Source organism: Streptomyces sp. JLYT201 (assembly GCF_059448825.1).
On the sequence record NZ_CM182551.1, the window covers coordinates 3,976,688 to 3,996,488 of the forward strand.

Annotated in this window: 20 protein-coding genes; 12 read left to right on the plus strand and 8 right to left on the minus strand. The window is 73.2% G+C overall.

Translation table 11 applies throughout. From position 1 onward, the window contains the following. The first annotated feature begins 57 nt into the window (after positions 1 to 57). Positions 58 to 1,038, plus strand: coding sequence for a glycosyltransferase family 2 protein (locus tag AC5WAM_RS15965; RefSeq protein WP_366789269.1), 981 nt, complete (start codon positions 58 to 60; stop codon positions 1,036 to 1,038). A 56-nt stretch (positions 1,039 to 1,094) separates the two neighbouring features. Further along, a complete protein-coding gene (locus tag AC5WAM_RS15970) occupies positions 1,095 to 2,477 on the plus strand; it encodes an alpha-2,8-polysialyltransferase family protein (RefSeq protein ID WP_366789334.1) in 1,383 nt (460 codons plus the stop codon). A 173-nt stretch (positions 2,478 to 2,650) separates the two neighbouring features. Here AC5WAM_RS15970 and AC5WAM_RS15975 read toward each other — a convergent pair whose 3' ends face one another. Further along, positions 2,651 to 3,319: a TetR/AcrR family transcriptional regulator C-terminal domain-containing protein gene (locus tag AC5WAM_RS15975; protein WP_495523595.1), complete on the minus strand. Its 669-nt coding sequence runs from the start codon at positions 3,317 to 3,319 to the stop codon at positions 2,651 to 2,653. 28 nt (positions 3,320 to 3,347) lie between these two features. On the opposite strand from AC5WAM_RS15975, the gene AC5WAM_RS15980 reads away from it, so the two are divergent. From AC5WAM_RS15980 to AC5WAM_RS15990, 3 genes are all read left to right on the plus strand, one after another. Continuing rightward, positions 3,348 to 4,838 (plus strand): FAD-dependent monooxygenase, encoded by a 1,491-nt coding sequence (locus AC5WAM_RS15980; protein ID WP_495522960.1) that lies wholly within the window; start codon positions 3,348 to 3,350, stop codon positions 4,836 to 4,838. After that, positions 4,835 to 5,332 (plus strand): winged helix DNA-binding protein, encoded by a 498-nt coding sequence (locus AC5WAM_RS15985; protein WP_366789266.1) that lies wholly within the window; start codon positions 4,835 to 4,837, stop codon positions 5,330 to 5,332. The genes AC5WAM_RS15980 and AC5WAM_RS15985 overlap by 4 nt, the downstream gene beginning before the upstream one ends. A 103-nt stretch (positions 5,333 to 5,435) precedes the next feature. Then, positions 5,436 to 6,383: a L,D-transpeptidase family protein gene (locus AC5WAM_RS15990; RefSeq protein WP_495522961.1), complete on the plus strand. Its 948-nt coding sequence runs from the start codon at positions 5,436 to 5,438 to the stop codon at positions 6,381 to 6,383. A gap of 448 nt (positions 6,384 to 6,831) precedes the next feature. Here the strand turns inward: AC5WAM_RS15990 and AC5WAM_RS15995 are convergent, their stop codons facing one another. The 3 genes from AC5WAM_RS15995 to AC5WAM_RS16005 form a co-directional block, all read right to left on the minus strand. Further along, positions 6,832 to 7,974: an extensin gene (locus AC5WAM_RS15995; protein ID WP_495522962.1), complete on the minus strand. Its 1,143-nt coding sequence runs from the start codon at positions 7,972 to 7,974 to the stop codon at positions 6,832 to 6,834. After that, complete coding sequence (locus AC5WAM_RS16000; protein ID WP_366789263.1) at positions 7,974 to 8,645, minus strand: RNA polymerase sigma factor; 672 nt, start codon at positions 8,643 to 8,645, stop codon at positions 7,974 to 7,976. The genes AC5WAM_RS15995 and AC5WAM_RS16000 overlap by 1 nt, the downstream gene beginning before the upstream one ends. Before the next feature lie 341 nt (positions 8,646 to 8,986). Further along, entirely contained in the window at positions 8,987 to 9,802 is an 816-nt protein-coding gene (locus AC5WAM_RS16005; protein WP_366789262.1) for a hypothetical protein, read from the minus strand. 325 nt (positions 9,803 to 10,127) lie between these two features. Here AC5WAM_RS16005 and AC5WAM_RS16010 point away from each other — a divergent pair, with 325 nt between their 5' ends. Then, complete coding sequence (locus tag AC5WAM_RS16010; protein WP_495522963.1) at positions 10,128 to 11,540, plus strand: FG-GAP and VCBS repeat-containing protein; 1,413 nt, start codon at positions 10,128 to 10,130, stop codon at positions 11,538 to 11,540. A gap of 93 nt (positions 11,541 to 11,633) precedes the next feature. Here AC5WAM_RS16010 and AC5WAM_RS16015 read toward each other — a convergent pair whose 3' ends face one another. From AC5WAM_RS16015 to AC5WAM_RS16030, 4 genes are all read right to left on the minus strand, one after another. Continuing rightward, positions 11,634 to 12,182 (minus strand): hypothetical protein, encoded by a 549-nt coding sequence (locus AC5WAM_RS16015; protein ID WP_366789260.1) that lies wholly within the window; start codon positions 12,180 to 12,182, stop codon positions 11,634 to 11,636. 92 nt (positions 12,183 to 12,274) lie between these two features. Beyond that, on the minus strand, positions 12,275 to 12,787 hold the full coding sequence (locus AC5WAM_RS16020; RefSeq protein WP_366789259.1) for a hypothetical protein: 513 nt from the start codon (positions 12,785 to 12,787) through the stop codon (positions 12,275 to 12,277). A gap of 120 nt (positions 12,788 to 12,907) precedes the next feature. After that, the gene (locus AC5WAM_RS16025) at positions 12,908 to 14,500 is read right to left on the minus strand and encodes a beta-N-acetylhexosaminidase (protein WP_495522964.1); all 1,593 of its coding nucleotides are present in this window, start codon (positions 14,498 to 14,500) and stop codon (positions 12,908 to 12,910) included. Next, positions 14,497 to 14,667 (minus strand): hypothetical protein, encoded by a 171-nt coding sequence (locus AC5WAM_RS16030; RefSeq protein WP_495522965.1) that lies wholly within the window; start codon positions 14,665 to 14,667, stop codon positions 14,497 to 14,499. The genes AC5WAM_RS16025 and AC5WAM_RS16030 overlap by 4 nt, the downstream gene beginning before the upstream one ends. A 283-nt stretch (positions 14,668 to 14,950) precedes the next feature. On the opposite strand from AC5WAM_RS16030, the gene AC5WAM_RS16035 reads away from it, so the two are divergent. The 6 genes from AC5WAM_RS16035 (at position 14,951) to AC5WAM_RS16060 (ending at position 19,764) form a co-directional block, all read left to right on the plus strand. After that, positions 14,951 to 15,442 carry a 2-oxo-4-hydroxy-4-carboxy-5-ureidoimidazoline decarboxylase gene (locus AC5WAM_RS16035; protein ID WP_495523596.1) on the plus strand — a complete coding sequence of 164 codons (492 nt, stop codon included), beginning with the start codon at positions 14,951 to 14,953 and terminating at the stop codon, positions 15,440 to 15,442. Positions 15,443 to 15,590: 148 nt separating this feature from the next. Beyond that, positions 15,591 to 15,971 (plus strand): succinate dehydrogenase, cytochrome b556 subunit, encoded by a 381-nt coding sequence (gene sdhC / locus AC5WAM_RS16040; RefSeq protein ID WP_138961444.1) that lies wholly within the window; start codon positions 15,591 to 15,593, stop codon positions 15,969 to 15,971. A gap of 8 nt (positions 15,972 to 15,979) precedes the next feature. Next, positions 15,980 to 16,462: a succinate dehydrogenase hydrophobic membrane anchor subunit gene (locus AC5WAM_RS16045; RefSeq protein WP_172385184.1), complete on the plus strand. Its 483-nt coding sequence runs from the start codon at positions 15,980 to 15,982 to the stop codon at positions 16,460 to 16,462. A 16-nt stretch (positions 16,463 to 16,478) separates the two neighbouring features. Beyond that, on the plus strand, positions 16,479 to 18,233 hold the full coding sequence (sdhA, locus tag AC5WAM_RS16050) for a succinate dehydrogenase flavoprotein subunit (RefSeq protein WP_495522966.1): 1,755 nt from the start codon (positions 16,479 to 16,481) through the stop codon (positions 18,231 to 18,233). After that, a complete protein-coding gene (locus tag AC5WAM_RS16055) occupies positions 18,233 to 18,994 on the plus strand; it encodes a succinate dehydrogenase iron-sulfur subunit (RefSeq protein ID WP_138961441.1) in 762 nt (253 codons plus the stop codon). Before sdhA ends, AC5WAM_RS16055 begins: the two co-directional genes overlap by 1 nt. A 155-nt stretch (positions 18,995 to 19,149) precedes the next feature. Further along, the gene (locus tag AC5WAM_RS16060; protein ID WP_495522967.1) at positions 19,150 to 19,764 is read left to right on the plus strand and encodes a Uma2 family endonuclease; all 615 of its coding nucleotides are present in this window, start codon (positions 19,150 to 19,152) and stop codon (positions 19,762 to 19,764) included. The last annotated feature ends 37 nt before the right edge of the window (positions 19,765 to 19,801 follow it).

A 19,801-nucleotide genomic window follows, 5' to 3' on the forward strand; every position in this document is an offset into this window, starting at 1 on the left:
CCTGACATCCCACCGCGGGTCAAGACGAATGCCGGGCCGACACCTAACGTCTCGCACGTGGTTAAGCTCTCCGTCATCGTGCCGTTCTACAACGTGCAGCAATACGCGCCCGACACCTTGAAGTCTTTGCGTGCGAACGCGCGTGACGACTTCGAATTCATTCTCGTCGACGACTGCTCGACGGACGAGACGCCGGACATCCTGGAGCGGGCCGCGCGCGAGCTCCCCGGTGCCGTGCACCTCAGACACGAGCAGAACGGAGGCCTGGCCACCGCCCGCAACACGGGTCTGGACGCGGCCCGCGGCGAGTACCTCACGTTCCTCGACGGCGACGACTGGCTCGCGCCCGGATACTTCGGGCAACTGGTCGCCTCCATCGAGGAGTTGGGGTGCGACTTCGTGCGCACCGACCATGTGCAGTGCACGGCGCGCGCCCGCAGCGTGCACCGCGTCCCGCACGGCAGGCGCGGCGTGGTGATGAGCCCGCGCGACGTCATACTGCCCGCGGACCGCTCCACGTCCGTGGACTACGCGTTCGCCTGGGCGGGCGTCTACCACCGCCGCCTCCTGGACCGCGGTCTGCTGCACTTCACCCACGGTCTGCGCACCGCGGAGGACCGGCCGTGGATCTGGCGGCTGCACCGCGAGGCGGAAACGTTCGCGGCGGTCAGCCTCTTGGGGGTCTTTTACCGACGCGGTGTTTCCTCGTCGCTCACACAGATCGGCGATGTGCGCCAGCTCGATTTCATCAAGGCCTTCGACCAGGTGGTGCGCGAGACGGCCGAGGACCGCGACGCGGACAAGCTGCTCCCGAAGGCGGTCCGTACATATTGCGCGATCATCTCCCATCACTTGGGATCAATCGAAAGGTTCGAGCCGGCGGTGGCGCGAAAGCTGAAGACGCTGAGCGCGGCCGCGCTCAAGCGGATGCCGCAGGGCGTCCTCGACGAGGCGCTCGACTCCATGGACCTCCAGCGGGCCACCCGGCTGCGCCGCCTGCGCCGCCGTCCGGTCGGTGCCGGGGAGGTGGCCGCGTGAGCGCCGCCGGACTGCCGGGCGCCGGGCCCGCGGTGCGCGAGCCGCACACCGCGGCCATGGTCGCCGCGACGCCCGACCACCGCCGGGGCACCACGCAGATCTTCCTGGCGTCCACGCTGTACGGCATCGCCACGCTCGCCGCCGCCCTGGACACCGACCGCTTCGGCCCGGCCGACCGGCGCGTCCTGCTGATCGCCAACAACGCGGCGACGCCCGAGACCACGCCGTCCGTCGCCACGATGCCCGGCTTCGAGAAGCTGCGGACCCGCTTCGACGACGTGGTCTCCTGGAACGAGACCATCTCCCCCTTCCACCCGGGCGGCTGGTCCCCGCGCGGCGACGACCTGCCGCTGTGGGAGCGGTACGTGCGCCTGGCCTGGGGCCTCGGCGACGACCGCGTCGAGCTGGCCGTCGAGTCGATCCAGGTCAACCCGGCCCTCGCGGTCGCGCGCATCTTCGAGGGCGCGCCCGTCGACGTCTACGCCGACGGCCTGATGAGCTACGGCCCGACCCGCAGCAAGCTCGACCCGCTGGTCGGCACCCGGGTGCGGCGGCTGCTCCACCTCGACCTGGTGCCGGGCCTGAAGCCCCTGCTGCTCACGGAGTTCGGCGTGGAGCAGGAGGTCGTTCCGACCGACACCTTCGTGAAGGTCCTCGCCGAGCTCGCCGACGACGAGTCCCACACGGGCGTCATCGACGCGCTCCCCCGGATCAGCGAACCGGCGCTGCTGCTCGGCCAGTACCTGTCCGCGCTCGGCATCCTCACCGCCGAGGAAGAGGAGGAGCTGCACGCCTCCATGCTCCGCGGCGCCGCCGAACTCGGCCACACCCGCGTGGTGTTCAAGCCCCACCCGACGGCTCCGGCGCGCTGGTCGCGGCAGCTGGAGAAGGAGGCCGAGCGGATCGGCGTCGAGCTGACCGTCCTGGACACGCCGGTGCTCGCGGAGGTCCTCTACCAGCGGATGCGGCCCGCGCTCGTCGTCGGCTGCTTCTCCACGGCGCTGCTCACCGCGTCCGCGTTCTACGACCTGCCGGTGGCCCGCGTCGGCACGGAGCTGCTCCTGGAGCGCCTGAAGCCGTACGAGAACAGCAACCGCGTCCCGGTGACCCTCGTCGACGCCCTGCTGCCGGACCTGGCCGACCGGGACGCCGTCGCCCACCAGGACGCGCGCCCCGACCTGCGCGCGCTGACCGGCCTGGTGCGCGCGGTGGGCTTCGCCATGCAGCCCAAGATCTACCCGAGCCTGCGCCCGGCCGCCGAGGCGTATCTGGCGGCCCACCTGAACGACCGCACCTGGCGGTACTTCAAGAAGCGCCGCCTGACGGCGCTCGCGCTGCCGGGCGGCATTCCGGTGCAGCTGGCGTTCATCCCGCGCAACGCGGCGGTACGCAAGGTCGCGCGGCGGGCGCGGTCCCTGAAGCGGGCTGCCCTGGGCTGAAGCCCAGGGCTGGCCCCTTCCGGGGGCCCGGGCGGCCCGGGCGGCCCCGTTGGGTGTGCGGGTGCGGGGTGCTTGGCGCACCCCGCGACCCCGCACGCCGTTGGCCTCCTCGCCGTTTCCCTCTGCCCGTTCCCGCATCGCGCTGCGCGCTCGTCCTCAATCGCCGGACGGGCTCAATCTGACGTGCTCGTGCGCAGGGTCGCTCCGATGCCTGCGACCACCGCCGCCAGGCCCGTCTCGAAGCCGTTCTCGTAGCCCCGGAACATCTCCTCGCCCGCGGCCGCGGCCAGGGGGTAGTCCTTCAGGCGCTCGGCGCGGGCGGCCAGGTCGTAGCCGCCCTCGCCCGCCGCCGGGTCCGGGCCGGTGGCCTGCTCCTCGATGACGTAGCCGATCATGTAGCTGTACGCGGTCAGCCAGGCGCGGGCCGCGGCGCCCGGGGTGAAGCCCGCGCGGGTCAGGCGGCGCAGCTGGGCCTCCATCGGCGCGGCGTAGGAGATGTCGGTGAAGTGCGTGCCGCTGTAGACCTTCGCGCCGTCGCGGTAGCGCAGGAGGTGGCGGCGCAGCGCGCGCATGGCCCCGGTGAGGGCGGCGGCCCAGTCCCCCTCGGCCGGGTCGGGGCCGCCCGTCAGGTCCGCCGCCATGCGGCGCAGCATCTCCGTCGCCATCTCGTCCAGGAGCGCCTGCTTGTCCTTGAAGTGCCAGTACAGGGCGGGGGCCTTGACGTCGAGGCGCTGGGCGATCGCGCGCAGGGTCAGCCCGTCGAGGCCGGTCTCGTTCAGGAGGTCGAGGGCGACGCGCGCCACGCGGGTGCGGTCCAGTCGTGTCGTAGCCACCTTGACAATTTAACACCGTTAAGCGCATGCTCCGGGCATGGCACTTAACAGCGTTAAGGAAGCAGGGGCGGACCGCGCGGAAGCGGGCCCCGTGGAGACGGACGTCCTCATCGTGGGCGCGGGCCCCACCGGCCTCGCCCTGGCCGTGGACCTCGCCCGGCGCGGCGTGCCCGCGCTCGTCGTCGACCGCGCCCCGGGGCTGTTCCCCGGCTCGCGCGGCAAGGGGATCCAGCCGCGCACCCTTGAGGTCCTCGACGACCTCGGCGTCGTCGGCGCCGTCCTGGAGGCGGGCGGCCCGGCCCCGGTGGGCATGCGGTGGGCCGGGGGCAGGCGGCAGGGCGAGTACCGCATGTTCGACGAGCCGAGGGCCACGGAGGCCGCGCCCTACACCGGGCCGTGGCTGCTGCCGCAGTGGCGCACGCAGGAGATCCTCCACGCGCGCCTGACCGAGCTCGGCGGCGCGGTGGCCTTCGGCACGGAGGTGACCGGGCTCGACCAGGACACGACCGGGGTCACCGCGCGCCTCGCGGACGGCTCCGCGGTCCGGGCCGCCTACGTCGTCGCGGCCGACGGGGGCCGCTCCGCGGTGCGCCACGCGCTCGGCATCGGCATGACGGGCGAGACCGTCGACCCCAAGCCGATCCTCGTCGCCGACGTCCGCGTCCGCGAGGGCGCGCTCGACCGCGACAACTGGCACATCTTCCCGCCGTCGCCCGGCGCGGGCTTCACCGCGCTCTGCCCGCTGCCGGGCACGCCCGACTTCCAGCTCACCACCCAGTTCGCCGACGGCGGGGCGCCCGACACCTCGCCCGCGGGCGTGCGCGAGGCCGTGGCCGCGCGCACGCACCTGGCGGCCGAGGACGTGACCGAGGTGCGCTGGGCCTCCGACTTCCGGCCGCGCGCCGCGCTCGCGGACCGCTTCCGGGCGGGGCGGGTGTTCCTGGCGGGCGACGCGGCCCACGTGCACTCGCCCGCGGGCGGCCAGGGCCTCAACACGAGCGTGCAGGACGCCTACAACCTGGGCTGGAAGCTCGGCCTCGTCCTGCGGCACGGGGCGCCGGACGCGCTGCTCGACACGTACGAGGAGGAGCGGCTGCCCAACGCCGCGCGGATGCTGGACCTGTCCACCCGCATCCACCGCGGCCAGGCCCGCAGGGGCGCGGCCACGCGCCAGCTCGGCCTGGAGTACCGGGACTCGCCCCTGTCCCTGGGCACCGGGACCCCGCTGCCGGAGGGCGGCCTCAGCGCGGGCGACCGCGCCCCGGACGGCCGCCTCGGCACGGGACGCGTCTTCGACGCCTTCCGCGGCCCGCACTTCACCCTCCTCGCAGTGGGCGCGGAGGCCGAACCCCCGGCCGTCAACGGCGACTTGGTGCACACCCACCGAACGGAATCCCTGGACGGCTACGGCGAGGGCCTCTTCCTCGTCCGCCCGGACGGCTACGTGGCCTGGGCGGGCCGGAGCGGAGAAGACCTCCGGAGCCAGTTGACCTCAAGCAAGCTTGAGGTCCTACTTTCGTGGTCATGACGAACGACACGAACGACACCAAGCCCGTCTTCACCCCCTCCCACAGCGACGCCGAGCTGGTCAACCAGCCCATCGGCTACTGGAGTACGGCCGCGGGCCAGGCCGTCGTGCACCACATCCGCACGATGCTCGCCGAGGAGGGCCTCACCCAGCCGCAGTGGTGGGTCCTCAACCAGGTCCCGGCGGACGGACCCCGCGACCGCGCGGAGGTCGTCGGGGTCCTGCGCGGCTACCTGGAGTTCGGCGAGGGCGGCATCGAGCACAACATCGACGCCCTGCTCCGGCGGAAGCTGCTCACCGAGGAGACCGAGGGCGGGGTGCGCGGGCTGGCCCGCACGGAGGCCGGGCACGCCCTCCAGCAGCGGGTCGCCGCGCGCCAGCTGGAGACCCGGCAGCAGATCCACGAGGGCATCGACGACGCCGAGTACGTACGGGCGCTCAAGGTCCTCCAGCGGATGATCCACAACGTCAACGGCTCGGCCTGGCACCACTGAGCCCCAACGGGCCCTCGTCGAGGCGTGGTTCACAATCCTTCGCGGGTGGGAAACACTGCGGAGGGTTGGCCATCGCAGTGACACGAGGTGACGTGGGGGATCCATGGGCAGGGTCGCGAAAGCCAGGGGACGTGCGGCGGCGGGTGCCGTCGTCGCGCTGACCCTGGCCTGCGGATGCACGGCGCAGGCCGTCGGCACGGCGGGGCGGGACGGCAGGGGAGACAGGGACGACGCCAAGGCGGCTCCGCCGAAGCGCACGGCTCCGCACGCTCCCGGCCCCACGCCCTCGCGCTCCCCCACACCGAAGATCAAGTCCCCCGTCTCGCGGGCCGAGCTGCCCCCGTCCGAGCTGCCGAAGCCGACGCCACCGCCGTCGTGGACCCCGCCCCCGCCGAAGGCGACGCCGCCGCCCCCGCCGGGCCCGGTGCTCATGGCGCAGGGCAAGCGGGGCGAGCGGGTGCGCGAGCTCCAGGCCCGGCTGCGGCAGCTCAGCTGGTTCCACCAGTACCCGACGGGTCTGTACGGCCCGGCGACGGCCGCCGCGGTCAAGGGCTTCCAGGGCAAGCGGGGCCTCGCCCCGACCGGCGCGACGGACACCCGCACCTGGGCGCGGCTCCTGCGCATGACGGACGAGCCGACGCGCTACGCCCTGTATCCGGACGGCGGCATGCCGCCCGCCGAGCCCGACCGGCGCTGTCTGACCGGGCGCGTGCTGTGCATCAGCAAGGAGAGCCGCACGCTGACGTGGATGGTCGACGGCAAGGCCCTGTCGACGATGGACGTCCGCTTCGGCTCGGAGTACACCCCGACGCGCGAGGGCGTCTTCACGGTCTTCTGGAAGTCCCGCCACCACGTCTCAACCCTGTACGACACGCCGATGCCGTACGCCATGTTCTTCAGCGGCGGCCAGGCCGTGCACTACTCGTCCGACTTCGCGGCGCGCGGGTACGCCGGGGCGTCGCACGGGTGCGTGAACGTCCGCGACGAGCGGCGGATCGCCGACCTCTTCAAGAAGGTCCAGGACGGGGACCGGGTGGTCATCTACCGGTAGCCGGGGGCCGGTGGTCCGGCCGGGGCGGCGAGTGAGGGCGCGGGCGGAATCGGGGGAACGAATTCCGCCCGCGCCAATGGCACGGAGCCGTAGGTACGGGGGGAACCCCGGCTCGTGCGCGGGCCGATGACCAGTCGGCTCACTCTTTACTGCGCCGGGGGGCCGGAAAGTGTCACAGGGGCCGGATGCGGCTTGCGTCACACCGTGGCGGCGGGCCCGACCGGCCCCATCGGCGCTCCGCGCCTCGTCCTCGAACGCCGGACGGGCTGAAAGTCTCCGACGCGGCCGGACCCCGTCTGCGGCTCGCAGTCGAGACGCGCGTCCGCGGCCGAGATCCGGTCCGCACCGGCAGCCATCCGGCCCGTCCGGCGTTTGAGGACGAGCGCGCCAGCGCGACAAAGGGCGCGGGCGGGATCGGGGGACGCCGCGTCAGCGGGGGTGGGCGGCGTCAGAAGACCGGGGCCGCCGTGTACGACGGGACGGGCCGGGGACGGTGCGGCAGGGTGACGGGCGGAACCTGGCTGCCGCCCCCGGGGCGGCCCCCGTGGTGGCCGCCGCCGGGCAGGTGCCCGCCGCCGTGGTCGTCGTCCTCGTCGTCCCCGTCGTTGCCGTGCCCGTTGCCGCCGCCGTTGCTGTTGCCGCCGCCGTTCCCGCGGCCGGGCTCGTCGTCGTCCTGGTCCTTGCCGTTGCCGTTGCCGTCCAGGACGCGCTCGCAGAACGCGCGCACGCGCTCCGCCCCGCGGGCGGCCTCCTCAAGGCGGCGGCGCTTGTCGGTGGCGAGGCCGCCGCTGCGGTAGTCGCGGCAGGCGGAGACCACGTGCTTGTACCACTTGCGGCCGTTGCGCTTGCCGTCCTCGCCCGGGTCGACGGCGTCCGTGCCGGGCGAGCCCGTGGCGCCCCGGTCGCGGCCCTCGTCCGGGGCGGCGGAGCGCTCGGAGCCCTCCGACGTCGCCGAGGGGTCCGGCTCGGCGGACGTGTCGTCGCCGAGGGGCGAGTCCTCCGCGTCGGGCACCTCGTCGGGCGGTGCGGCGGCGTCGGTCGAGGGGCTGCGCAGCGGCCGGTCGGGCGTCTGCACCGGGGACGCGCTGGTGGCGGGCGCCCGGTCGTCCCGGTGGAACGGGGAGGGGATCACCCCGGTGCCCGCCGCGACCGCGACCCCGCCGGCCATGCAGGCCGCGAGGGCCGCCGCGACACCGAGCCGCAGGGGGCGCCCCCAGCGCACGGGCCGGGGCGCGGCGGCGGGGCCGCCGATCCGCACGGGTTCGTCGACCGGGTCGGGGGCGCCACCGGCCACGCCGGACACGCCGCCCGAGGCCGCGCCCGTACCGACCGCACCAGCGGCACCGGCCGCCTCGGACACGAACGTCTGTCCGCCCCGCGCCGCCCGGAACGCGGCCAACGCACCGCACTCACCAGGGAGTTCGCCGTCCTCGCCGGTCTTCGCGGGCTTGCCCGCGGACAGCGCGGCGAGGGTCTGGGCGAGCCGCTCGGCCCGTTCGCGGTCGTGATCGCCGATGCCGTCGAGCCGCTCGCCGCGCAGCAAACGCTCCGCCGCGACACGGTCCAGCCACTTGTCCTGCTCGTCGGCCATCACATGTCCTTCTGCGTCCGCGTACGCGAATGCGTCACACAGGGGGACGGGGGCACCGCGCGTCCGTGCGGGTCGGGCTGCGGGGGTACGGCGCCGAGTCCGCGCGCCCGCGCGGCGTCGTCGGCGCCCATCAGTTCGGCGAGCCGCTTGAGCCCGCGGTGGGCCGCGGTACGCACCGCTCCGGGGCGTTTGCCGAGCGTCTCGGCCGCGCTCTTCGCGTCCAGGCCGACGACGACCCGGAGCACGACGGCCTCCGCCTGGTCCTGCGGGAGCTGGGCTATCAGCGCGAGCGCCGCGTCGGTGCCGAGCGACTCCATGGCCTCGCCCGCGGTGTCCGCGTCGGCGGGCTTTCCGGTCAGCTCGGTCTCGTCGCCGCCGATCGCGGGGCGGCGCCCGCGCATGCGGATGTGGTCGAGGGCGCGGTTGCGGGCGATGCGCGCCGCCCAGCCGCGGAAGCGGTCCGCGTCGCCGCCGAACCGGTCGAGGTCGCGGGCGATCTGCAGCCACGCCTCGGACGCCACGTCCTCGGCGTCGAGATCACCGACGAGCGTCCGTACGTAGCCGAGCAGCCGCGGGTGCACGGCGCGGTACACCGTCCGGAACGCGGTCTCGTCCCCGGCCTGCGCCGCGAGCACGGCGGCGGTCAGCTCGGCGTCGTCCTCCCCCTGCACTGCGGGCCCCTCTGCGCCTGGCCAGGCGCGGCTCTCACGGGTCTCATGGCGCGCCGTCCGCCGCTCGCGGTCCGCCTGGCAGCGGCCCACGGTGGTGGGTCGCGACACGGCGCGAAACTGCACGCTACGGCGTGAAAGCCGTGCACGTCCATGTTTGTACAACGCGCAACTAGCGGGTGACTCGGTGAGGTGTGACAGAAAACGCACCCCCGACGCAGTAGGGAGTACGGACCGCCACGCGGTTCGTGCCGTGTGACGGCCGGGGCCTCTCCTGTGGGGGGTGGCGGCCCCGGCCGTTCCCACGTCGCCGTCCGCCGCGCCGGTCCTCGTGGCCCGGAACGTCAGACCTGGAAGAGGCCGGTGCCGTCGCCGAAGCCCTGGAGTTCGCTCGCGTCGACCGTCTGCGCGGCGGGCGGGGCCTTCGCCTCGACCGGCTCGTCGTAGTCGGAGATCCGCATGGTCATGCGCTCGCCGCCGCTCTCCTCCATCTCCATCGCGACCAGGTACGGCTTGCCCCGCGCCGCGACGTAGACGGTGGTGTCCGTGCCGTCCTGCCGCTCCACGAGGGGTATGACCCGGCGGCCGTAGCGCCACGTCGCCTCCTGGGCGCGGATGGTGGTGGTGCCGCCCACGCCGTCGAGGTGGCCGAGCACCTCGTCCAGGTCGCACTGCGCCGACGGCATCACGCGCCGCCCCGAACTCCCGTCGCCCGTGGGGAACTTCACGTACTTCCCGCGCAGCAGCCCGATGCGCCGCTCCATCTGCGCGGCGACCGCGGGGCCGCGCTCCCGGGCCAGCGAGCCGAGGGCGTCGAGCGAGGAGTCCTGGAAGCGCACATAGGTCGCGCGCCCCTCGATCATGATCAGGTCGCCGCGCATGATGCCCTCCTCGACCGTGCCGGTGCAGTTGCTCTCCCGGTCGACGTGCAGCGTCACCTCCTGGCGCTGCGCGGTGCCGGCCGCCACGGACCCCTTGGTCTGGGCGACGTTGATCCGCATCGAGTGCGTCGCCTTCATCAGCTCCACGGCCCGCAGGGTGAGCCGCTGGCCGCGCGCCTCGTCGCGGGGCAGCTCCTTCTCGAACGTGCCGCCGCTCAGCCGCACCGGCCCCCGCTCGCCGCCGCAGGCCGTCGTGACCGACGCGAGCGAACCGGCCACGAGCGCGACGGCCGCGGCCCGCGTCCACCGGCGGCGCGCGCCGCCCCGAGTCGCACGCCGCGCCCTCAGCCCCACAGTTCCCACCGTCTTTGCCCCGCTCTGCCCGCGCGCCCACGTGTCCGCGCTTCCGTCGGTCTTCTCATACGTTTCTCATGAACCCTGCGCACAGGAGCGCTTGGATGTCACACCACAGGCGTGCGGGATACATCACGCGCCCTTTCCCACCACCCCGTACAACCCTCCGCGCCGCCCATAAGTCTTACGAACTCGTTGATTCACCGGGAGTTCGCTTCATGAGCTCAGGAGTTCTCAAGGGGTGGGGTACGTGACCCTCAAGCACAAGGCCTGGCTCGCCGTGGGCAGCGTCGTCCTCGGCGGCGCCGCCGTCAGCGGCACGGGAGCGGTGGCGCACGCGGCCACCGGCACCGGCACCGCCACCGCGACCGGCGCCGCCGACCTGGTGGCGGGCATGCCCCGGGCGGGCGGCTCCACGGGCGCCCTGAGCGTCCTGCCGGGCGCGGCCGGCGGCCCCGACGCGACCGCGCGCAAGAACCTCACCCAGTCGAGCCCCGGCGTCCCCGGCCTGGACGAGCCGGGCGACGAGTGGGCCGCCGCCACCGCACAGGGCGATCTGAACGGCGACGGCCACCCCGACCTCGTCATCGGCGCGCCCGGCGAGGACGACACCGCGGGCCACAAGGACCGGGGCGCGGTCACCATGCTGTACGGGCCGGACTACGCCTCGGGCACGGACATGCAGCTGTCGGAGGACTTCGCGTACGGCGGCGCGCGCTTCGGCTCGGCCGTGGCCGTCGGCGACTTCAACAAGGACGGCAGGGCGGACGTGTTCGCCGCGGCCACCGGGACGGGCGGCAGCTGGGCCGCGCGGTTCTCGGCGGACCAGGAGGCGGCGGGCACGATCACCTCCGCCGAGCGGGCGATCTCCTTCCCGGCCGCCGCGTCCGGCGACTTCAACCACGACGGGTACGCGGACGTGGCCCTCACCTACCGGGACACGGCGGGCCGGGCCAAGGCCGTCTGGTTCCGGGGCACCCGCTCGGGCCTCAGCCGCGTCGGCCCGCTCGCCACCCCCGGCGGCCGCTCGGTCGCCGCGGCCGACGTGAACGGCGACGGCTACGACGACCTGGTCATCGGCCAGCCGTACACCTCCGAGTCGGGCGCGCACGCGGGCGGCCAGGTCACGGTCGTCAACGGCGGCTCCGGCGGCCTCACGAGCACGGGCGCGCGGACCGTCCACCAGGCCACGGCAGGAGTGCCCGGCGCGGCCGAGGCGGGCGACGCGATGGGCTGGTCGGTCGCGGCGGCCGACGTGGACGGCGACGGCTGCGCGGACGTGCTCACCGGCGCCCCGGGCGAGGACATCACGCGCGCGGGCAAGGCCCGTACGGACGCGGGCACGTCCCTGCTGCTCAAGGGCTCCCGCTCGGGCCTGACCGGCACGGGCGCGCTCGCCGTCAGCCAGGACGAGCCGGACGTCCCCGGTGTCACGGAGACCGGCGACCGGCTCGGCTCCTCGGTCTCGCTCGCCGACTTCGACGGCAACGGCCACCCCGACCTCGCGATCGGCGCCGAGGGCGAGGACAAGGGGGACGGGACGGTGCTTCAGCTGGACACCGACAAGAACGGCGCGGTGGTGCGAACGAGCGGCGTCTACTACGCGCGGGCTCAGCTCGGGACTCCTGCGGGGGCTCGTCTCGGGCAGGTGCTCGCGCCGTAGGTCTGACCGTCGTGGCCGTCTGCGGGTGCGTCGTGGCCGGTCGCGCAGTTCCCCGCGCCCCTTGAAGGGCGCTTCCCCAAGGGGCGCTCCACCTCAAGGAGTGCTCCTTGCTCGGCGTGATATCGCTGCTCGCAGCACCCGGCGGCCCTCCGTCGACACGTCGAGCACCTGGCGCAGACCGCCGCCGGGGGCGGCCCCGCCGAGCAGTTCCAGGACGCGTATCTGGCGGCGCAGCTCGGCGGCGACCAGCGGCGCCACGCCCTCGTCGGTGGCGTCGAGCAGACGGTGGACCTGGAGCGCCGCGGCGGAGCAGCCGTCGGCCCAGGTCCGCAGGGCGCCCGCGGTGCGCTCCGCGGGCACGGCGGCGAGCATGCGCCGGGCGAGCGCGGCCGCCTCACCGCCGCCCGGACGCGCGGGCCCGGCCCCGCCCGCACCGCTCTCCCCGGCCCGCTCCGCCGTCAGCGTCCGCCGCACCCCGGCGAGCGCCCCGTCCCACGCCGTGCCGTCCGCGAGGTTCGCCCACAGCGGTCGCAGGACCTGCTCGTCGACGCCGTCGCCGAACAGCGGCACGCACCGGTCGAGGCAGGCGAGCCCGCTCGCGGCGAGACCCGTCTCATCGGCCTGGGCGATCAGTTCCACCAAGCTCGCACGTGACTCTTCTGGCTTCACATGCCCTTACAGCGTCCGACGGCCCGTTTCCGTCACTGCGGCCGAAAAGCGCTGCTGGGGCGGGGCTACTGCGGCAGCACCCCGAGCCGGTCGAGGAACCGGAAGAACAGCTGCTCCGCGGACGGCTCGGCATCGGCGCGCAGCACGTCGAGCAGCGCCGGGGAGCGCGCGGTGCGGCCCGCCTCGGCGGCCCAGGCGACGGCGCGCTCGGCAGCGTCGGACGGCTCGAGGAAGTAGTCCTCGACCGTCAGGTCACCGGCGGCCAGGTACCCGGCCATCGCGTCCCGCGCCAGGCACGTCGTCCACACGCCGCTCTCCGGCGCGGCCGCCTCGACGACCACGCAGTCGCTGTCCATCACATAGCCGAAGAGGGCGGGCGCGCCGGTCTCGGCGGCGAGCGCGTTCATGCTCCCGATGTCCTTGGCCTCCTCGGTGGCCTTGCTCGGGCACTCCCACACCTGCCAGCCGTCGGGCCGCCGCTCAAGCAGTTCGAGCGCGTCCCGCGCCCCCGCGAGCGCCGTGCACTTCCCCAGCGGAAGCGCGCTCCTCCCCACGACGTAATAGCCCCAGTAACCCATCCCCGCCCCCGTCGTACTCGCACCGTGCCTGTGCTGCCGTGGCCGCACACCATAGAGGGCCGTGCCCCTTTCCCCCCTAGTTGGCCCGCGCAGGCGTGTCCTCAAACTCCGGCGGGGCCGTCAGCCCCCGTCCTCCACCCGCCCCGCGAGGTCCACGAAGTCGCGCCACGGCACCGCGGGCCGCCGCGCGTCCCACAGCTTCTGCGCCGTCGCCCGCAGCGGCATCCGGATGCCCCGGGCCACCTGCTCCTGCGTCTGGGCCCCGGCGAGGTCGCACCAGACGGCGAAGACCGCGCCGAGGATCCGGTCGTCGTACGCCGCGTCGACCGGCCGGGTGCCGCGCAGGACGCGCGGGGTCCACTGCTCGTAGACGCGCCGGCCGGTGGGGTAGGCGAAGTCGTTCGGCTCCCCCAGGACGTAGTAGAGGTACTCGTCGTTGTAGTTGACGACCTCGCGGCCCTCGCGCAGGTACTCCACGGGGTCGCGGGCGCCGAGTTCCTTGCCGGTCCAGTACGCGACCTCGACGCGCTCGTCGACGGCCGTGGTGCCGCCGCGGAAGAAGCCGTCGTTCCAGGCGCGGACCGCACGCGCCGGGCCGACCGCCCGCGCCCGGTCGTTCAGCCACCGCGTCGCCAGGTCCTGGATCCGGGCGCCGGGGCCGAGCCGCTCGCGCGCGGCCGCGGCCAGGCGCGGATAGGACGCCTCCGGGTCGCGGACGGCCAGGGCCTGGTACTCGTCGGCGCCGATGTGCCACTGCCCGCCGGGGAACAGCTCGCCGTACTCGCGCAGGAGGTCGTCGACGATCCGGGCCGCCTTCGGGTTCGCCAGGTCCACCGCCCCCCGCGTCGCCACGCCCCGGGTGTCGCGCAGCCGGAGGTCCGGGTGGGCCTTCAGTACGGCGCCCAGGTGCCCGGGCGAGTCGATCTCCGGCACGACCGTGATGTGGCGGCTCGCGGCGAGGTCGACGATGCGCCGCACCTGCTCCTTGGTGAGGTGGTCGGCGGACACCACCTCCGGGTGCGACTCCGAGGCGATCCGGAACGCCTGGTCGTCGGAGAAGTGCAGGCCCAGCTCGTTGTACTTGAGGTCGCCGAGCTCCCGCACGCGCCGCTCGATCCACTCGGCCGGGAAGGGCTTGCGGGCGATGTCGACCATGAACCCGCGCCGCGGCTTCGCGGGCGCGTCCCGTACGACGCCCTCGGGCGCGGCCCCGTCGGCGCGCACGGCCTGCTTCAGGGTGCGGGTGCCGTAGAAGACGCCCGCCTGCGCGGGGGCGCTGACGCGGACGACGCGGTCCTTCACGGTGAGCGTGTACGCCTCCGGGTTCCCGCCCGCCGGGCCGTCCTCCAGGTCGAGCCGTACGTCGCCCGGGCGGGCCCGCGTCCCGCCCCCGTACCGCAGCCGCAGCTCACCGGCGAGGAGCCGGGCCTCGTCCCGCAGCTCCGGGGCGCCCACGACCACGCGTCCCCCGGGCCCGGGGCGCCAGCCGGGGCCGCGGGCCGGGGTGTGCTCGCGCACGGCGGGTATGGTCCGCGGGGCCTTGGACAGGGCGTAGGACCGCGAGGGCGTGGGCTCGGCGGACGTGGGGGCCCGGCCGCTCCGCCGCCCGCTCCCGCCGTCGCCGTCGCCGTCGGGCCACGCCACCAGGGCTATGACCACGGCTCCCGCCGCGACGACGCCTCCGCCGACGAGGGCCGCGCGCCGCCGCGTCACCGCCGGTCACCGCCGTCGGCGCCCACCGCCGTGGCCCCCGGGGCCACGGCGGCCCGCGCGGCTCCCACGGCCGACACGGCTCGCGCGGCCCGCACCGCCCGCACCGTCCGCGCGCCCCGCACCGTCCGCACGGCCCGCACCGCTCGCTCGCACATCAAGGCGTCCACACCCCCACGCTAAGCCCCGGTTCCCCGGCCCCGCCCGTCCACTCGGTGCCGCCAAACTCTCCCATCCGGATGAATTCGCCGCGCCGATTCCGCAGAGCGGTCGGACACCCCTCCCGCCACCCCGATAGCGTGGCGCCCCGTCACTCACCCGTTTGCCCTCCGCCGAGGAGCCCCCCTGCCGTCGCACCGCGCCATACCGGACACCACGGGATCTCCGGCCTCTCCGACGGGACCGCTGGAGCCCCTGAACACCGCGTCCGCCGACGAGGCCCAGCGCACCCTTCTGACCTGCTGCGGAAGCAGCCACTGGGCGCGCAGGCTCGCCGCCCACCGGCCCTACCCCGACCTCGACGCGCTGCTCGCCGCCGCCGACGAGGCCGCGTACGACCTGACCCCCGCCGACCTCACCGAGGCCCTGGCCGCCGAGCCGCTCGAACCGGCCGTGGCGCCGGGCAGCGCCTGCGCCGCCGCGGCCACCGCCCTGCGCGCCGCCCACGCCGCGTACGAGAGCCGCTTCGGCCACGCCTTCGTGTTCTGCCCGGACGCCACCGCGCCCAGCGAGGCCCTCGACCACCTGCTCGCCTCCCTGCGCGACCGGCTCGGCAACGGCCCGGAGGAGGAGCTCGCGCTGGCCGCGGACGAGCTGCGGCGCGCGGCCCGCGCCCGACTCACCCGACTTGTCCACAACTGGCAGGACATTTCCGTTCCGCTCCCGTCCCGGCAGCCGGATCCGTCCCGGCCCACGCGCAGCGATAGCCCGTACGTACCAGTTTGATTGCCTGTTTGATCACACCCGAGGACCCCGGGCAAGCCCACCGACAACTCGTCGATACGATGACGAGCGGCCGGTGGACCGTACCCGGCCGGGCTCGTCCGACAGAGAAGCCGGCCGGCCCCAATCCCCGCTCCCGGAGGGTTCTTCCGTGCCGGCTGGAACGCTGTACCGCGGCCGGGAAGGAATGTGGTCCTGGGTGGCTCATCGAGTCACCGGCGTCCTCATCTTCTTCTTCCTGTTCGTACATGTGCTGGACACCGCTCTCGTCCGCGTCTCGCCCGAGGCGTACGACGAGGTCGTGGCTACCTACAAGACGCCGATCGTCGCGCTCCTCGAGTACGGCCTGGTCGCCGCCATCCTCTTCCACGCGCTCAACGGCCTGCGTGTGATCGCCGTCGACTTCTGGTCGAAGGGCCCGCGCTACCAGAAGCAGATGCTCTGGACCGTCGTGGGCATCTGGGTCGTCCTGATGGTGGGCGCGCTGTACCCGGTCCTCGGCCACGCCGTCCGTGAACTGTTCGGGAGCTGAGGCCAGACATGTCCGACACCACGCTTGAGAAGTCCGGAGTGGGCCCCGTCGAGGGTGACTCCCTCTACGACGCCGACCACCCCGCGCCCGTCATCGAGGCCCCCCGCAAGCGCACGTCGAAGACGCCTCGCGCCACCCGCGGCAACTTCGAGATGGCCGCGTGGCTGTTCATGCGCCTGTCCGGCGTCGTCCTCGTCGTCCTCGTCATCACGCACCTGCTGATCCAGCTGGTGCTCGACGGCGGTGTCTCGAAGATCGGCTTCGCGTTCGTCGCGGGCCGCTGGGCGTCCCCGTTCTGGCAGGTCTGGGATCTGCTGATGCTGTGGCTCGCCATGCTGCACGGCGCGAACGGCCTGCGCACGGTCATCAACGACTACGCGGAGCGTCCGAACACGCGCCTGTGGCTCAAGGGCCTGCTGTACACCGCCACGGTGTTCACCATCCTCCTGGGCACGCTGGTGATCTTCACCTTCGACCCGAACATCCGCTAAAGCCGAGGCGACCCCAGTGAAGATTCACAAGTACGACACCGTCATCGTCGGCGCGGGCGGCGCCGGCATGCGCGCCGCCATCGAGGCGACGAAGCGCAGCCGCACCGCCGTGCTCACCAAGCTCTACCCCACCCGCTCCCACACCGGCGCGGCGCAGGGCGGCATGGCCGCCGCGCTCGCCAACGTGGAGGAGGACAACTGGGAGTGGCACACCTTCGACACGATCAAGGGCGGTGACTACCTGGTCGACCAGGACGCCGCCGAGATCCTGGCGAAGGAGGCCATCGACGCGGTCCTCGACCTGGAGAAGATGGGCCTGCCGTTCAACCGCACCCCGGACGGCACCATCGACCAGCGCCGCTTCGGCGGTCACTCCCGCAACCACGGCGAGGCGCCGGTGCGCCGGTCCTGCTACGCGGCGGACCGCACCGGCCACATGATCCTCCAGACCCTCTACCAGAACTGCGTCAAGGAGGGTGTGGAGTTCTTCAACGAGTTCTACGTCCTCGACCAGCTCATCGTGGAGGAGGACGGCGTCAAGAAGAGCGCGGGCGTCGTCGCGTACGAGCTGGCCACCGGCGAGATCCACGTCTTCCAGGCGAAGGCCGTCATCTACGCCTCCGGCGGCACCGGCAAGTTCTTCAAGGTGACCTCCAACGCGCACACCCTCACCGGTGACGGCCAGGCGGCCTGCTACCGGCGCGGGCTGCCGCTCGAGGACATGGAGTTCTTCCAGTTCCACCCGACCGGCATCTGGCGCATGGGCATCCTGCTGACGGAGGGCGCCCGCGGTGAGGGCGGCATCCTCCGCAACAAGGACGGCGAGCGCTTCATGGAGAAGTACGCGCCGGTCATGAAGGACCTCGCGTCCCGTGACGTCGTCTCGCGCTCCATCTACACGGAGATCCGCGAGGGCCGCGGCTGCGGTCCCGAGGGCGACCACGTCTACCTCGACCTCACGCACCTCCCGCCGGAGCAGCTCGACGCCAAGCTCCCGGACATCACGGAGTTCGCGCGCACGTACCTCGGCATCGAGCCGTACACGGACCCGATCCCGATCCAGCCGACCGCGCACTACGCCATGGGCGGCATCCCGACGAACGTCGAGGGTGAGGTCCTCGCGGACAACACCACCGTCGTCCCGGGCCTGTACGCGGCGGGCGAGGTCGCCTGCGTGTCGGTGCACGGCGCCAACCGTCTGGGCACCAACTCGCTGCTCGACATCAACGTCTTCGGGCGCCGCGCGGGCATCGCCGCCGCGGAGTACGCCGCGAAGGCCGACTTCGTGGAGCTGCCGGAGAACCCGGCGCAGCTCGTGGCCGACCTGGTCGAGCAGCTGCGCGACTCCCGGGGCACCGAGCGGGTCGCGGAGATCCGCAAGGAGCTCCAGGAGACGATGGACGCCAACGTGATGGTGTTCCGCACGGAGCAGACCATCAAGACGGCCGTCGAGAAGATCGCCGAGCTGCGCGAGCGCTACAAGAACGTCTCGGTCCAGGACAAGGGCAAGCGCTTCAACACCGACCTCCTGGAGGCCATCGAGCTGGGCAACCTGCTCGACCTCGCCGAGGTCATGGCGGTCTCGGCCCTCGCCCGCAAGGAGTCCCGCGGCGGTCACTACCGCGAGGACTACCCCAACCGCGACGACGTCAACTTCATGCGCCACACCATGGCGTACCGCGAGGTCGCCGACGACGGCAAGGACTCGATCCGCCTCGACTACAAGCCGGTCGTCCAGACCCGCTACCAGCCGATGGAGCGTAAGTACTGATGGCAACCCCGACGATGGACAAGGTCGAGGCGGACGCCGCGGCCTCGTCCCACCTCATCACCGTCACCTTCCGGATCCGCCGCTTCAACCCGGAGGTCTCGGCGGAGGCGACCTGGGAAGACTTCCAGCTGGAGATCGACCCCAAGGAGCGCGTCCTCGACGGTCTGCACAAGATCAAGTGGGATCTGGACGGCACGCTGACGTTCCGCCGCTCCTGCGCGCACGGCATCTGCGGCTCGGACGCCATGCGGATCAACGGCAAGAACCGCCTGGCCTGCAAGACCCTGATCAAGGACATCAACCCGGCCAAGCCGATCACGGTCGAGCCCATCAAGGGCCTCACGGTCCTGAAGGACCTCGTCGTGGACATGGAGCCGTTCTTCCAGGCCTACCGCGACGTGATGCCCTTCCTGGTCACCAAGGGCAACGAGCCGACGCGCGAGCGCCTGCAGTCCGCCGAGGACCGCGAGCGCTTCGACGACACGACGAAGTGCATCCTCTGCGCCGCCTGCACGTCCTCGTGCCCGGTGTTCTGGAACGACGGCCAGTACTTCGGCCCGGCCGCGATCGTGAACGCGCACCGCTTCATCTTCGACAGCCGTGACGAGGCGGGCGAGCAGCGCCTGGAGATCCTGAACGACAAGGACGGCGTGTGGCGCTGCCGCACCACGTTCAACTGCACGGACGCCTGCCCGCGCGGCATCGAGGTGACGAAGGCGATCCAGGAGGTGAAGCGGGCGCTGATCACGCGCCGCTTCTGAGCCTCCAGCTCGGTCCGCTGTGAGGGCCCCGCTCCCCGGTACCGCACCGGGGAGCGGGGCCCTCACTCGTTCTGGTGAACGATTTGGTTACCGGCACAGGCCCCTGGCTCGTCCTACGATGACGCTCTCGACCCCAGCCCCCTAGGAGGCACGCGATGTCCGCCGCCAGCGTCGAGCAGCCCTATGAGGACGAAGAGCCGTTCTCCCTCACGGCCATCGCCGACGAGATCATGGAGCGCCATCCGGGCTACCGCGTCGAGATCATCGGAGGACATCTCCTCGTGACCCCTTCCCCGGATGCCCCGCACGCCCGCGCCCTGACCAAGCTCATGGTGCCCTTCCTCGCCGCCGGGTTGCACGGCGAGGAAACCGAGGTCCTCCAGAACGTCGGCCTCTGGCTGCCCACCGGCGCGGAGGACTACGCCATCCCCGACCTCGTGCTCGTGGACGCCGACATCGACGACCACCTCGTCGAGAACAACGCCTACGACCCTGTCTGCTTCCGCCTCGTCCTGGAGGTCACCTCCAGCAACTGGAGGGACGACCTGAAGACCAAGGTCACCGCCTACGCCGAGGCCAAGGTGCCCGTCTATGTCGTCGTCGATCGCAAGCACCAGCGCCTGCACCTCCTCACCGACCCCAAGGGCGGCGAGTACGGAAACCATCAGGTACATGCCCCCGGCCAGGTGGTCGCCCTCCCCGACTCGATCGGCGCCAAGGTGTCGCTGGACGTGACGGCACTTCTGGAAGCCGGGAAGAAGAAGCGCTAGCCGCGCTGCGCATCCACCCGCTCCCACCCCCGCCGCT

Excerpts from the sequence above, each read along its gene's own strand:
- AC5WAM_RS15970 (WP_366789334.1), top strand. The coding sequence starts at position 1,095 with ATGGTCGCCGCGACGCCCGACCACCGCCGGGGCACCACGCAGATCTTC.
- AC5WAM_RS16045 (WP_172385184.1), top strand. The coding sequence starts at position 15,980 with ATGTCCGACACCACGCTTGAGAAGTCCGGAGTGGGCCCCGTCGAGGGT.
- AC5WAM_RS16055 (WP_138961441.1), top strand. The coding sequence starts at position 18,233 with ATGGCAACCCCGACGATGGACAAGGTCGAGGCGGACGCCGCGGCCTCG.
- AC5WAM_RS16060 (WP_495522967.1), top strand. The coding sequence starts at position 19,150 with ATGTCCGCCGCCAGCGTCGAGCAGCCCTATGAGGACGAAGAGCCGTTC.
- AC5WAM_RS15990 (WP_495522961.1), top strand. The coding sequence starts at position 5,436 with ATGGGCAGGGTCGCGAAAGCCAGGGGACGTGCGGCGGCGGGTGCCGTC.
- AC5WAM_RS15995 (WP_495522962.1), bottom strand. The coding sequence starts at position 7,974 with ATGGCCGACGAGCAGGACAAGTGGCTGGACCGTGTCGCGGCGGAGCGT.
- AC5WAM_RS16020 (WP_366789259.1), bottom strand. The coding sequence starts at position 12,787 with ATGGGTTACTGGGGCTATTACGTCGTGGGGAGGAGCGCGCTTCCGCTG.
- AC5WAM_RS15980 (WP_495522960.1), top strand. The coding sequence starts at position 3,348 with ATGGCACTTAACAGCGTTAAGGAAGCAGGGGCGGACCGCGCGGAAGCG.
- AC5WAM_RS15985 (WP_366789266.1), top strand. The coding sequence starts at position 4,835 with ATGACGAACGACACGAACGACACCAAGCCCGTCTTCACCCCCTCCCAC.